Here is a 13484-nt window from a genome sequence, read left to right on the forward strand (position 1 = left end):
CGACGCACGCCAAGCGGATGTTCGGCAAAACGCCCGCTTGACAAGCCCCGGCATTCGCATGTATTGCCGCGCCCCATGATCAACCGGACCAACCAGCGCACCGCAATGCTCCGTCGTCGCTCCCGCGACGATGAGAGGGTGCGCCATGTCCGACGACGCCGCTGAACCACTAAAATTCAGCCGAGGTTTTCGAGAAGGCCGCACCCGCAAGGTGCGGCCTTCTTGGCTTTTTGCGCCCGTCTTCCACCCGCCTCCAGAGGAGTACGACATGACCACGCATCCGTATGACGCGCTGATGGACATCACCGCACGGCCGAAGACCGTGTTCGTCCGCGGCGCCGGCTCCTACCTCTGGGACGACGGCCGCAAGCGCTATCTCGACTTCGTGCAGGGCTGGGCCGTGAATTGCCTCGGCCACTCCCCGCCCGCGATCGCCGACGCGCTCGCCGCGCAGGCCAAGCGGCTGCTCACGCCGAGCCCGGCCTTCTACAACGAGCCGAGCATGAAGCTTGCGCAGGCGCTGGTCGAGAACAGCGCGTTCGACCAGGTGTTCTTCGCCAATTCGGGCGCGGAAGCCAATGAGGGCGCGATCAAGCTCGCGCGCAAATATGGCAGCCTGCACAAAGGCGGCGCGTTCGAGATCATCAGCTTCGAAGGCGGCTTCCACGGAAGGACGCTGGCGACGATGTCGGCCTCGGGCAAGAAGGCGTTCGAGCCGCTGTTCGAGCCGAAGGTCGCGGGCTTCAAGAAGGCCAAGCTGAACGACATCGCCTCGGTGGAAAAGCTGATCAACGCCAACACCGTCGCCGTGATGCTCGAGCCGATCCAGGGAGAGTCCGGCGTGTGGCCTGCGACCGATCAGTTCCTGCAGCAGCTGCGCGCGCTGACCGAGGCGCACGGCCTGTTGCTCATCCTCGACGAGATCCAGACCGGCATGGGCCGAACCGGAAAGTTGTTCCATTATGAGCACACAGGGATTGCGCCCGACATCATGACGCTCGGCAAGGGCATCGGCGGCGGCGTGCCGCTCGCGGCCCTGCTCGCGACCGAACGCGCCTCATGCTTCGAGCACGGCGACCAGGGCGGCACGTTCAACGGCAACCCGATCATGTGCGCGGCAGGCCTTGCCGTGCTTGAGGAGATCAAGAAGCCCGACTTCCTGAAGCAGGTGGCCGAGACCGGCCTCCTGCTCGAAAGCGAGCTGCAGAAGGTCTCGGCCCGGCATGGCCTCGGCGGCGTGCGCGGGCGCGGCCTGCTGCTCGCGCTCGACCTCAAGCTGCCGATCGCACCCGGCATCGTCGCGCAGGCCTTCGAGGCCGGCGTGCTGCTGAACGCCCCGCAGCTCGACAGCTTGCGCTTCATGCCGGCGCTGAATGTCACGAGGAGCGAGATCGCCGAGATGATCGAATGTCTCGACGCGATTCTGACCAAGGCCGGCGCGGCACGGCGGGTGGCGTAGTGCTGATCTCGTGCCCCGGACGCAGCGCAGCGCCTCTGCGGCGGTGCGCCGCAGAGCCGGGGCCCATCTCTACGCAGTGGTGGTTGCAACTGGGTCCCGGCTCGGCGCTGCAATGCTTGCGCATTGCGGCTTGTCCGGGACACGCAGGTTACGGCTTCAAGATCGAAGCGCCCGTGGTCTTGCGGCTTTCGAGATCGACATGCGCCCTGGCGGCGTCCTTGAGTGCGTAGGCGTGGTTGATCGGCACGTGCAGCTTGCCGTTGATCACCGCGGCGAACAGGGTGTCGGCGCCTTCGAGCAGTTCCTTGCGCGTGCCGACATAATCGTTGAGCTTCGGCCGCGTCGCGAACAGCGAGCCGTGATTGTTGAGCTCGGCGATCGCGAACGGCGGCACGGGACCCGAGGCATTGCCGAACGACACGAACATGCCGCGCGGCTTCAGGCATGACAGCGAGCCCGGGAACGTCGCCTTGCCAACACCGTCATAGACGACGTCGCAGCCCTCGTTGCGGCTGATCTGCTTCACGCGCGCGACGAAATCCTCCTCGTTGTAGAGGATGACGTGGTCGCAGCCATTGGCCTCCGCAAGCTCGGCCTTCTCGCGCGAGCCGACGGTGCCGATGACATGCGCGCCGAGCGCCCTCGCCCATTGGCAGGCGAGCAGGCCGATGCCGCCGGCGGCGGCGTGGACCAGCACGCGATGATGCGGTTCGACCTTGAAGGTTTTGTGCAGCAGGTACCAGACCGTCAGCCCCTTCAGCATCAGCACGGCGCCCTGCTCGTAGGTGATGTGATCGGGCAGCTTGACCAGCTTCTCCCAGGGGATGTTGCGCTCGCCGGTATAGGCGCCGAGATTGTGGTAATAGGCGACGCGATCGCCGGGATGAAAATTGGTGACGCCGGGCCCGACCGCGACGACTTCGCCCGAGGCCTCGTTGCCGGCGATGAAGGGCAGTCCCGGCGCCTTGTAGAGGCCGGTGCGATAATAGACGTCGATGAAGTTGAGGCCGACCGCATGCTGGCGGATGCGCACCTCGCCGGGCCCGGGCGCCGGCACGTCGACGCTCTCATAGACCAGGGCTTCGGGGCCTCCGACCTTGTGCACACGGATGGCTTTGGTCATCACCTGACCTCCTCTTCTCGCGGCTGAGCGAAAGCCATCGCGCCCGCCTTGTCAACTCGACGCCCGCAGGAACGACCCAACGCGACTATTTGGCGGCTCTCCGGCGGCTGCGCGGACTTCGCCTCGCCCTCATCGGCTTCGACCTCGCCGTGATTCTCGTGCGTCGCGCATCACGCCAAGGATCTCGCCATGCGGATCAAGGCGTCGCTGAAGCTGATCCAGAGCGCGATGGCGCAGAGCACGATGGTCACCCCGGCGCCGACTCGAAAATCCATTTGCAGCGTGTAGAAGGCGAGCACCGCCCAGATCGCGATCAGCGACATCGTCAGCCAGCGCAGCCGCACGACGCGGACCGGATGCAGCACATGGAACGGCACGAACGTCAGCACGACCAGCGCGGCGACCAGCAGCGTCGACCACAGCGGCGGCCAATGCAGCAGGAACAGATAGAACGCGGCCGCGTTCCACAGCGCCGGGAAGCCGCGGAAATGATTGTCGTCGGCCTTCATGCGCTGGTCGGCGAAATACAATGCGCTGGTGACGATGATGGCGATGCCGAGCAAGGGAGCCGCAACCGGCAGCAGCATGCCGCTGGCGACGATCGCGTAGGCCGGCACGAAAACATAGGTGACGAAGTCGACCACGAGATCGAGCACGTCGCCCGACCAGTTGGGCTGCACGTTCTTGACGTCGAGCCGGCGCGCGATCGGCCCGTCGATCGCGTCGATGATCAGCGCGACGCCCAGCCATTGAAACATCGCCGCCCAGTGCTCGCGCACGGCCTCCAGCATCGCCAGGAGCGCGATCGCCGCGCCGAACGCGGTGAAGATGTGCACCGAGAAGGCCGCGGCGCGGATCGCCGGTTTCGGCTTCAGGGAATCCTGCTGAATATCCATGGCTTCTGCTATCAGAATGCGACCGGTTTGCACATCCGCCATTGCGGCGCACGATCGCCCAATTCGCCATAAAAACAGGGAAATATAGGTGGGCTTGAATTTGCCGCCCGGCGTGTCAAATGTCGTTCCATGACAGACGCATCGACACTCCACGACGCGGCCGTGGTCGGCGGCGGACCGGCCGGCCTTGCCGCGGCGATCGCTTTGGCGCAGGCGGGCGCCCGGACCGCACTGGTGGCGCGCCGTGTTCCCTATGCCGACAATCGCACCACCGCATTGCTCGGTGCCTCCATCGATCTGCTGGAAAGCCTCGACGTCTGGTCGCGCTGCCGGGACAAGGCGGCTGCGCTGGAAGTCATGCGCCTCGTCGACGATACCGGGCGGCTGTTCCGCAGCCCCGAGGTGCGCTTCTCCTGTCACGAAATCGGCCTCGACGCGTTCGGCTACAACATCGACAACCGCTCGCTGATGCTGGCGCTGGAAGCGCGCGCGGCCGAACTCTCCAATCTGGTCCGCTTCGACGACGAGGCCGAAAGCGTCGTCATCGAAGCCGACGACGTCGCGCTGCGCACGGCGTCCGGACAATTTCTCTCGGCTCGCCTCGTGGTCGGCGCCGACGGCCGGCACTCGCTGTGCCGCGAGGCGGCCGGCATCGAGGTGACGCGGCGCGAGCTGAACCAGACCGCGCTGACCTTCAACGTCGGCCATAGCAGGCCCCATCGCAACGTCTCGACCGAGTTCCACACGCCGCACGGGCCTTGCGTGTTCGTGCCCCTGCCCGGCGACCGCTCCAGCATCGTCTGGGTCGCGGCGCCTGCGGAGGCCGAACGGCTACGCGGCCTGAGCGACGAGGAACTGTCGGCCGCGATCGAGAAGCAGTCGCATTCGATCCTGGGACGCATGACGGTGGAGCCCGGGCGCAACCTGTTCCCGCTCGCGATCGAGCGTCCGAAATGCTTCGGCCGCGACCGTATCGCATTGGTCGGCGAAGCCGCCCATGTGGTGCCGCCGATCGGCGCTCAGGGCCTCAATCTCGGCCTGCGCGATGCCGCCGACATCGCCCGCCTCGCCGGCGAGGCCATCGCCGCGGGACAGGATCCCGGCGCGGACGACGTGCTCAAGCGCTACGACCGCGCCCGCCGGCCAGACATTTTGAGCCGCACCTTTGCGATCGACATCGCCAACCGCTCCTTGCTCAACGACTTCCTGCCGCTGCAGCCGGTCCGCGCCGTCGGCATGCACTTGCTCGGCGCCATCGGCCCACTCCGGCGCTTTGCGATGCGCGAAGGCCTGACTCCGACTTGGCGGCGGTAGCTCCGAAGCACGTTAGGTTGGACGGCTTCACCGCTGGCTCGGTGCAACCCCTCCCGCTTGCGGGGGAGGTCGGCGCGAAGCGCCGGTGGGGGCTCTCTCCATTCAGGGACCTTCGCCGACAATTCCGATGCGGAGAGAGCCCCTCCCCAACCCTCCCCGCAAGCGAGAGCTTTGCACAAGAGGAGGATTTGCGATTCTCTAGGGCCTGTGGTGGAGGCGGATTCGGATGGCATATCGAGAGGTTGGGCAACTGAGCTTCGCGGATGCGCTGGTATCGCGGCGAGGGAAGGGTAGCCCGGTGCTGAAGCGGATTGGCGAACTGGTCGACTGGGCGGCAGTGGAGAGAGTGCTGAATGGTCTTCCGGAGCCGGAGCGCGGCCCTCCGCCCTATCCGCGACTGGTGCTGTTCAAGGCGCTGCTGCTGCAGCAATGGTATGGGCTTTCCGATCCGGCGCTCGAGGAAGCGCTCGACGACCGGGCCTCGTTCCGCGCCTTCTGCGGCTTTGTGCTGAGCGACGAGACGCCTGATCACACGACGATCTGGCGATTCCGCGAGGCTTTGCAGCGAGCCGGTCTGGACGAGAAGCTGTTCGCCGAGATCCTGCATCAGATCGACGCACGCGGGCTGGTGCTGCGCCGGGGCACATTGATCGATGCGAGCCTGATCTCGGCAGCAGTAAAGCCGCCGAAGCCGCCAAAGGACCCGCAGCCGCCCGGCCCGGACGGCCGTGAACCGAGCAAGCTGGTCAACAGCAAGCGCGATCCAGATGCACGCTGGACCAAGAAGGGCGGCAAGCGGTACTTCGGCTACAAAGCCCATATCGGCATGGATCAGAGTTCGGCCATCGTCCGCCGCAGCAAGCTGACCGACGCTGCGGTCAACGACACGGTGCCCGCCGACGAGTTGGTCTGTGGTGATGAGAAGGCGGTCTATGCCGACCAAGCCTATGACAAGCACGAGCGCCGCAGCGGGCTCGCCGCGCGAGGAATCAAGCCGAGGCTGATGTTCCGGCCGAACAAGCATCATCCGCTCACCGAGCGGCAGAAGCGCTTCAACAATGCCGTGGGAAAGCGCCGCGCACCGGTCGAGCAGGTCTTCGCGCGCCTCAAGGGCAGCTACCGCTGGGCGCGCGCTCGCTATCTGGGTTTGGCGCGCAATCAGACGCATCTGCGCCTGATCTGCCTCGCCATGAACCTCAAACGATGGGCGGTGCTGTGCCCGATAGGAGCCGCAGCGTGACCACCACCCGCCGCTACCCCGCGGCCACGAAAAACAGACGCCCCACCCCTCTGGGGCTACGCGAGGCCGTTCAAAAAAAGCCCCATATCGAACTTCACTCCAGCACAACTCATTACGCAAAGCTCTCGCAAGCGGGAGAGGGAGCGCACCGTTCGTGTTGTCAGGAGTTGAACGCCTCACGGAAACGCCAGCCGTCCCGTCTGGATCGCCCACATCACGCTGGTCAGCGTGACCACCGATGCGAAGGTGCCGAGCAGCACCGCGACGGAGGCGGACTCGATCCAGGCGTCGTTCTGCCGGGCGATGACGAACACGTTGAGCGCCGGCGGCAGCGAGGCCATCAGCACGGCGGTGGCGGCCCAGGGCTGCGCGAACGGGCCGAACGCCAGCATCAGGGCGAGCGCCAGGAGTGGATGAATCACGAGCTTGACCGCGATCACGCCGGGCACCTCCCACGGTACCCGATCGAACGGACGGAGCGCCACGGTCACGCCGAGCACGAACAGCGCGGTCGGCGCGGCCGCGTTCTGCAGGAAGGTGATGGTGCGGTCGAGCGCGACCGGCAGCTCGATATGCAGCGCGGCCACCGCAGCGCCGAAGCAGGCCGACATGATCAGCGGATTGAGCACGATCTGCTTGAGCACGACGCCGAAGGCGTGGACGAGCGAGGGATGGTCGCGGTCGGAAAGCTCGATCAAGAGCGGCACGATCGTGAACAGGAAGATGCTGTCGCAGCAGAAGATCAGCGCGGTCGGCGCAGCCGCTTTCGGCCCGAGCACCGCGAGCGCGAGGCCCGGGCCCATATAGCCGATATTGCCGTAGCCGCCGGAGAGACCCGCGAGCGTCGCTTCGCGCAGCGTCAGCCGTCCGAGCAGCTTGCCGACCACCAGCGCCAGGGTGAATGCCGCGACCGTCGACAGCGTCGTCGCCACCAGGAACGGCGGATTGTTCAATTCCGAAAACGGCGTCTTCGACATGATCGAAAACAGCAGCGCCGGCAGCGACACGTAGAGCAGGAAGAAGTTCATCCAGGCCAGCCCCGATTCCGGGATGGACTTGACCTTGCCGCAGGCGAAACCGACGAAGATCAAGCCGAAATAAGGCAGTGCCAGATTGAGGATATCGACCATTGCTGAAGTTTCTTCTGAAGGCTTGGGGGCTATCCGTCCCGGAAACGAAGGTTAATTCCGGCTAAGGGCACTAGCATCGGCCACAATCCTGGTCTATCGACGGGGAATGATTAAAGCGCGGACCGCCAAATTCCAGATCGGACAGGTCGTTCGCCACCGGATCTTCTCGTTCCGGGGGGTGATTTTCGACATCGATCCGGAATTCAACAACACCGAGGAGTGGTGGCTGTCGATCCCTGAGGAGGTGCGGCCCCACAAGGACCAGCCGTTCTATCACCTGCTTGCGGAGAACGCGGAGTCCGAATACGTCGCCTACGTCTCGGAGCAGAACCTGTTGCCCGACGATTCCGGCGAGCCGGTCCGGCATTCCCAGGTGGCCGAGATCTTCATCAAGGACAAGGCCGGCGGCTATCGCCCGCGCAATCCCTCGCTGAACTGATCGTCGCCGGTCATCGGCCAGCAAAAAAGGCGCTCGAACCGAGCGCCTTTTTCACGTCAGGGATTTGCTCCCGATTACTTCTGACCGGTCGGAGCGGCGCCGGGGACACCACCGCCCTGCTCGAGCTTCTTGCGCTGCTCGTCAGCCTTCTTCTGAAGCTCTTCCTGAAGCTTCTTCTGGTTTTCCTCGAACACCTTCGGATCGGTCGGCGGACCGTCATAGGCCTTCTGGAATTCGCCGGCGAGCGGCAGCGGCAGCGTCAGCGGCGCACCGTTGGCATTGATCGCCTGGACAACGAGATTCTGGCCCTTCTTCATGTTGTTGATGAGCTCGGGCGTCGCCTCGTAGTCGGACATGCAGCCGTTCTGGAAGCAGATCACATAGGGCTGCTGCAGCGGCGCGTTGCTGTCGACGATGATGCGGGTGCCGTGCACGAGCTGCATGCCGAGCGGCAGCGTCACGCGCAGGATCTTCTTCGGCTCGCCTTCCGGCTCGATGATCACGGCTGCGATGACCGGCTGGCCCGACTCGATGCGGCCGTCCTTGCCGGTGAAGCAGACCTGCTTGGCATTGGCGTCCTGGCCCTTGAGGCAGAACTTGGTCCAGGGCGCATAGATCAGCTGGATCTGCTGGTCGGCGGGCTGGGCTGCGCCCTGCTGCGGGGCGCCTTGCGCCGGAGCCTGCTGGGCCTGCGGGGATGCTGCCGGCGCCGGAGCCTTGGGGGCTGCCTTGGGCGGCGCCTTCGGAGCCGGGTTGGCCTTGGGCGCGGCGGGGGCGCCGGGAGCCGGCGCAGGGGTCTGGGCCTCGGCGGCAAACGGAACGGCCAATGCCGTCGCCGCCAACAGGGCGAGAAGTCGCCCGCGCGGCCGGACGGACGCGGCCAAGTAACGGAAATTCATTGCGGAAAACCCTTTCTGAACGGGAAGTGCCCGAACCGCTCCGAAGCGCCGAACCTGGCCGCCTTGGGCGCGGCTCTCTCCCCGTCAATTGAGGCGGATAAGTGACGGGCTCGACGCTCTTGCGCGATCGGGTGCCTTCTTAACGTGGCCGACGAAAAGATCAATGCCGACAAGCGTCTTTGGCCGGTCTGGTGCAAAACCCCCATCAAATTCCCTGTGATAAGATTCGGCCCCCGCCGGTTCTCGAATCACTGTGTGCCGATGTTCATGTTCCTGCGCCTCTTCGAGGGCCCCGGCCTCCGCCTCTGTGCGCTTGCCCTTGCGCTTGCCCTTGCGCTTGCCGGGGGGCTGTCGGCGGGCGCCGCCGCGGCCGAGGAGGCCCATGCGATCGCCATGCACGGCAGGCCGGCGATGCCCGCCGATTTCAGACACATGCCCTACGCCAACCCCGATGCCCCGAAGGGCGGTCGCCTGACCTGGGGCATTCTCGGCACCTTCGACAGCCTCAATCCCTTCATCGTCAGGGGATTGGCAGTGCAGCCGGTCCGCAGCTACGTGGTCGAGAGCCTGCTGGCGCGCGGGCAGGACGAGCCGTTCACGCTGTACGGCCTGCTCGCCAGGACGGTCGAAACCAATGACGAGCGAAGCTTCGTCACCTTCCGCCTCGATCCCCGCGCCCGCTTCTCCGACGGCAAGCCGGTCACGGCCGAGGACGTGCTGTTCTCCTGGCAGCTGCTGCGCGACCACGGCCGCCCCAATCACCGGCAATACTACGGCAAGGTCGCCAAGGCCGAAGCACCCGATCCCCTCACCGTCCGATTCGACCTGGCAGGCGCCCACGACCGCGAGCTGCCGCTGATTCTCGGCCTGATGCCGATCCTGCCCAAGCACGCGATCGACGTCGCGACCTTCGAGGAGACGACGCTGGCGGCGCCGCTTGGCACAGGCCCCTATCGCGTCACGGCGGTGAAGCCTGGCGCCAGCGTGACGCTCACGCGCAATCCCGATTATTGGGGCCGCGACCTCGCCATCAACCGGGGGCTCTACAATTTCGACGAGATCAGGCTCGACTATTTTCGCGAGGCCAACGGCCAGTTCGAGGCTTTCAAGCGCGGCCTCTACGATTTCCGCGTCGAGCACGAGCCGCTGCGCTGGCACGACGGCTATGACTTTCCAGCCGCCAAAAGCGGCGAGGTGATCCGCGACACCGTCAGGCCCGGCATGCCGCAGCCGTCCGAATTCCTGGTGTTCAACACCCGCCGTCCCGTCTTCGCCGACATCCGCGTGCGGCAGGCCCTGACACTGCTGTTCGATTTCGAGCTGGTCAACCGCAGCTATTTCTTCGGGCTCTATTCGCGCGTGGCCGGCTATTTCGCAGGCTCCGAGCTGTCGGCCTATGGCAGGCCTGCGGATGCGCGCGAGCGGGAGCTGCTCAAACCGTTCGCCGCACAGATCCCACCCGACATCCTGGAGGGCAGGTACCGCCTGCCCGTGACTGACGGTTCGGGCCGCGACCGCACGACACTGCGCGCCGCGCTGAAGCTGCTGTCGGAGGCCGGCTACGATCTCGACGGCACTCTGCTGCGCAACCGCGCGACCAAGGCCCCCCTCACCTTCGAGATCATGGTCACGACGCGCGACCAGGAGCGCATCGCGCTCGCATTCCAGCGCGACCTCAGGCGCGCCGGCATCGAGGCCAGCGTGCGCTCGGTCGATCCCGTGCAATTCGACCAGCGCCGGCTCGGCTACGAGTTCGACATGATCCAGAACCGCTGGGACCAGTCGCTGTCGCCCGGCAACGAGCAATATTTCTATTGGGGCAGCGCGGCCGCGGACAATCCGGGCACCCGCAACTACATGGGCGCCAGGGACCCCGCCGTCGATGCCATGATCGCCGCCCTGCTCGAGGCCCGTGAACATACGGATTTCGTTTCGGCGGTGCGCGCGCTCGACCGCGTCCTGATCGCGGGCTTCTACACAATCCCGCTGTTTAACGTCTCGGAGCAATGGATCGCGCGCTGGAATCGGATAGAACGGCCAAAGGCCACCTCGCTCTCGGGCTATTTGCCGGAGACCTGGTGGTCGAAGGGGCAGCCGCAAGCTCATCAAGCGAAGTGACGCCGTGAACCAGCCAGCCATATCGCCGACGCTCGACACATTGTTTCAGCGCACGCTGACGCGGCAGCCGCACGCGACCGCCCTGCTCGATCCGCTGAACAAAGGGCGCATCACCGGGCACCAGCCGCGGCGGATGAGCTATGCCGAGGCCGATACCGCCATCGAGGCGCTGTCGGCGCATTTCGTCGAATCGGGCCTGCCGGCCAATTCCGTCATCGCGATCCAGCTGCCCAACACGGTCGAGTTCGTGCTGACCGTGCTCGCCGCCCATCGTGCCGGCCTTGTCGTCGCCGTGCTGCCGCTGCTGTGGCGCCATGCGGAACTGACCGCCGCGCTCAACCGCACCGCCGCGCGCGCCATCGTCACCATGAGCACGGTCGACGGCGTCAGCTATGCCGATCTCGCCATGCACGCCGCGGCCGAGGCGTTCTCGATCCGGCACGTGTTCGGCTTCGGAAGCGACCTGCCCGAAGGCATGGCTTCGCTCGACGACGTGCTGGCGCGCCCGCCCGGCACCACGCGCGCCGTGATCCAGGACGGCCGCAAGGCGGCCATGATCTCCTTCGACGTCACGGCGGAGGGCTTCCGGCCGGTGCCACGGCCGCATTTCAGCCTGATCGCGGGCGGCCTTGCGATGTCGCTCGAAGCCGACATCAAGCAGGGCGCAACGGTCATGGCGGCGTTCACGCCGATGTCGTTCGCAGGGCTCGCCTCCTCGCTCGCGGTGTGGTTGCTCTCGGGCGGCACGCTGGCGCTGCACCATCCGTTCGAGAACGATGTGCTGGAGCAGCAGATCAACGAGCACGAATGCGAGGTGCTGATCGCGCCGGCGCAGCTTGCGCTGCGGCTCGGCGATGCCGACCTCGCGGCGCGGCTGCCTACTTTGCGCAACGTCATCGGCCTGTGGCGCGCGCCCGAGCAGGTGGCGGCGAGCGATGCCTGGATCGCGCCGCATGCGCCGTTGACCGACGTCTATCTGTTCGGCGAGGCCGGGTTGTTCGGCGCCCGCCGCGGGGAGGACGGCATGCCTGCTACGGTGATGCCGGGGCCGCACGGCGCCCCGCGCGAGCAGTCCGGCTCTTCGATCGCGGGCGAGATCCTGCTGACGCCGAAGGGCACGCTCGGCCTGCGCGGTGCGATGGTGCCGATCGCCGCCTACGCCCCGCCGAAGCCGGTCGGCGACACCCTGACGGCGCAGCCGCCGCGCGACTATGTCGACACCGGCTATGCCGCGCGGCTCGACCGCCCGAGCGGCGCGATCTGCATCACCGCGCCGCCCTCCGGCATCATGGCCGTCGGCGGCTATCGCTTCCTCTCCAACGATTTGCAGGAATGGGCGCGCCGGCTCGGCCAGGGCGCCCTGCTCACGGCGCTGCCCGACCGGCTCTCCGGCCACCGGCTCGCCGGCCGCGCCCAGGACAATGCCCGCGCCCGCGAGGCGCTCAGCGAGCTCGGGCTTAACCCCCTGATGGTCGAGGCTTTTCGCGACCGCTCCGGAGCGGCCTAGGCGCGGTTTCAGCGCCTGCGTTGACGCAGCATTAAGACGGCCAAACTAGATTGCGCGCATCTGTCGCGTGATCTTGAGTGTCTCGATGTCCCAGGCGGGCCCGATCCTGTTTGTGTCCGATGCCGAACGCCCCGCCTTCGTGGCGGCGTTGGACGAGGCCCGGCTGTTTCCCGTCGTTGACACCGACTGGACCAGCGCATCGCGCGCGGTCGACGACGTGCAGCCGGCGGCGGTTCTCGCTGCGGTGCATGTCGGGCACGAGGGGCATGTGACGCGGCTTGCAAAGAAGATCGCCGATCAATCGCCTTACCTGCCCTTCGTGGCCCTGGACGCGGCGGGCTCGATGCCGCACAACGCCCTGCCCTTCTCCTCGCGCGGCGGCAATCCCGACCGGCTGATCGCGCGGCTCCGGGCCGCGCTGCGCGTGCGGACGCTGCACGCAACGGTCTTGCGCCGGCTGCCCGAAGTGAAGGTCGCGCTGCCGGAAGGCGATCCCGCGCGCGATGCCACCGTGCTCCTGATCGGCCGCGGCGCCGCTTACCCTGCGCTCTCCGTCGCGCTCGGCGAACGCGTCGGCGTGGTCGGCGCGCTCTCGATCGAGGCCGCCGCAAAGCACCTCAACACCCGCGATCTCGACGGCGTCGTGCTCGCCGAAGGTTTTACCCCGCGCGTGACCGACGCGTTTCTGACCGTGCTCGCCGAGGACACCCGCTTCCGCAGCCTCCCCGTGGTCGTGACCGCCCACCAGCTCACCCAGAGCTACGACCTGCCCAATCTCGAGCTGATCGCGGGCGAGCCGACGAGGATCGCAGCCAATGCATTGCCGCTGATCCGCCAGCACGCCATGGAAGCGCAGCTGAGCCGCACACTGCGCTCGATCGATGCCGGCGGCTGGCTCGATCCGCGCAGCGGCCTGCTCACGGTCGAAGCCTTCGCCCGCGATTTCGCCAAGGCGGTCGAGCAGACGCTCGCCCGCGGCGGCGGCCTGTCGGTGGCGCGCTTCGCCTTCGACCCCAACAATCCCCGCGCCCAGCTCGACGCCGCCCGCATCCTCAGCCGCCTGATGCGGCAGATGGATTTTGGCGCCGCGCAGAAGGACGGCTCGGTGATCGTCGTGTTCGCGGAAACCGACTTCCGCACCGCGCACATGATCGCCCGCCGCCTGTCCGCGGTGATGCGGCACACCTCGAACGGCAAGCACGAGATGCGCAGCGATCCCGTGGTCAGCGTGGACTCGCTGTCGCCGTCGGATACGGCAAGGTCTCTGCTGGCGCGACTGTCGGCGGACGCGTCACGGGCGGCATCGTAGCGACAACCTCGGTGCGGTAGGGTGGGCAAAGCGAAGCGTGCCCACGAATT

Annotated in this window: 11 protein-coding genes; 7 read left to right on the forward strand and 4 right to left on the reverse strand. The window is 66.6% G+C overall.

Annotated elements, in window-relative coordinates:
• The first annotated feature begins 268 nt into the window (after window positions 1–268).
• Window positions 269–1459, forward strand: a complete 1191-nt coding sequence (locus BDOA9_RS23220) for an acetylornithine transaminase (RefSeq protein ID WP_025036361.1) — start codon at window positions 269–271, stop codon at window positions 1457–1459.
• Between the two features lie 148 nt (window positions 1460–1607).
• Here BDOA9_RS23220 and BDOA9_RS23225 read toward each other — a convergent pair whose 3' ends face one another.
• Both BDOA9_RS23225 and pcsA read right to left on the reverse strand, forming a co-directional pair.
• Window positions 1608–2582: a quinone oxidoreductase family protein gene (locus BDOA9_RS23225; protein ID WP_025036362.1), complete on the reverse strand. Its 975-nt coding sequence runs from the start codon at window positions 2580–2582 to the stop codon at window positions 1608–1610.
• A gap of 170 nt (window positions 2583–2752) precedes the next feature.
• Complete coding sequence (gene pcsA / locus BDOA9_RS23230; protein WP_025036363.1) at window positions 2753–3520, reverse strand: phosphatidylcholine synthase; 768 nt, start codon at window positions 3518–3520, stop codon at window positions 2753–2755.
• An 87-nt stretch (window positions 3521–3607) separates the two neighbouring features.
• Here pcsA and BDOA9_RS23235 point away from each other — a divergent pair, with 87 nt between their 5' ends.
• A complete protein-coding gene (locus BDOA9_RS23235) occupies window positions 3608–4792 on the forward strand; it encodes a UbiH/UbiF family hydroxylase (protein WP_025036364.1) in 1185 nt (394 codons plus the stop codon).
• 226 nt (window positions 4793–5018) lie between these two features.
• Window positions 5019–6032, forward strand: a complete 1014-nt coding sequence (locus tag BDOA9_RS23240; protein WP_025033457.1) for an IS5 family transposase — start codon at window positions 5019–5021, stop codon at window positions 6030–6032.
• A gap of 176 nt (window positions 6033–6208) precedes the next feature.
• Here BDOA9_RS23240 and BDOA9_RS23245 read toward each other — a convergent pair whose 3' ends face one another.
• On the reverse strand, window positions 6209–7162 hold the full coding sequence (locus BDOA9_RS23245; RefSeq protein ID WP_025036365.1) for an AEC family transporter: 954 nt from the start codon (window positions 7160–7162) through the stop codon (window positions 6209–6211).
• A 106-nt stretch (window positions 7163–7268) separates the two neighbouring features.
• Here BDOA9_RS23245 and hspQ point away from each other — a divergent pair, with 106 nt between their 5' ends.
• A complete protein-coding gene (gene hspQ, locus BDOA9_RS23250) occupies window positions 7269–7601 on the forward strand; it encodes a heat shock protein HspQ (RefSeq protein ID WP_008564941.1) in 333 nt (110 codons plus the stop codon).
• 74 nt (window positions 7602–7675) lie between these two features.
• On the opposite strand, the gene BDOA9_RS23255 is transcribed toward hspQ, so the two are convergent.
• Window positions 7676–8500 (reverse strand): invasion associated locus B family protein, encoded by an 825-nt coding sequence (locus BDOA9_RS23255; protein ID WP_025036366.1) that lies wholly within the window; start codon window positions 8498–8500, stop codon window positions 7676–7678.
• A gap of 261 nt (window positions 8501–8761) precedes the next feature.
• On the opposite strand from BDOA9_RS23255, the gene BDOA9_RS23260 reads away from it, so the two are divergent.
• From BDOA9_RS23260 to BDOA9_RS23270, 3 genes are all read left to right on the forward strand, one after another.
• Window positions 8762–10618, forward strand: coding sequence for an extracellular solute-binding protein (locus BDOA9_RS23260; protein WP_025036367.1), 1857 nt, complete (start codon window positions 8762–8764; stop codon window positions 10616–10618).
• Between the two features lie 4 nt (window positions 10619–10622).
• Window positions 10623–12125 carry a class I adenylate-forming enzyme family protein gene (locus tag BDOA9_RS23265; protein WP_025036368.1) on the forward strand — a complete coding sequence of 501 codons (1503 nt, stop codon included), beginning with the start codon at window positions 10623–10625 and terminating at the stop codon, window positions 12123–12125.
• 85 nt (window positions 12126–12210) lie between these two features.
• Window positions 12211–13434: a hypothetical protein gene (locus tag BDOA9_RS23270; RefSeq protein WP_025036369.1), complete on the forward strand. Its 1224-nt coding sequence runs from the start codon at window positions 12211–12213 to the stop codon at window positions 13432–13434.
• The last annotated feature ends 50 nt before the right edge of the window (window positions 13435–13484 follow it).

It is taken from the genome of Bradyrhizobium sp. DOA9 (assembly GCF_000617845.2).
GTDB lineage: Bacteria > Pseudomonadota > Alphaproteobacteria > Rhizobiales > Xanthobacteraceae > Bradyrhizobium.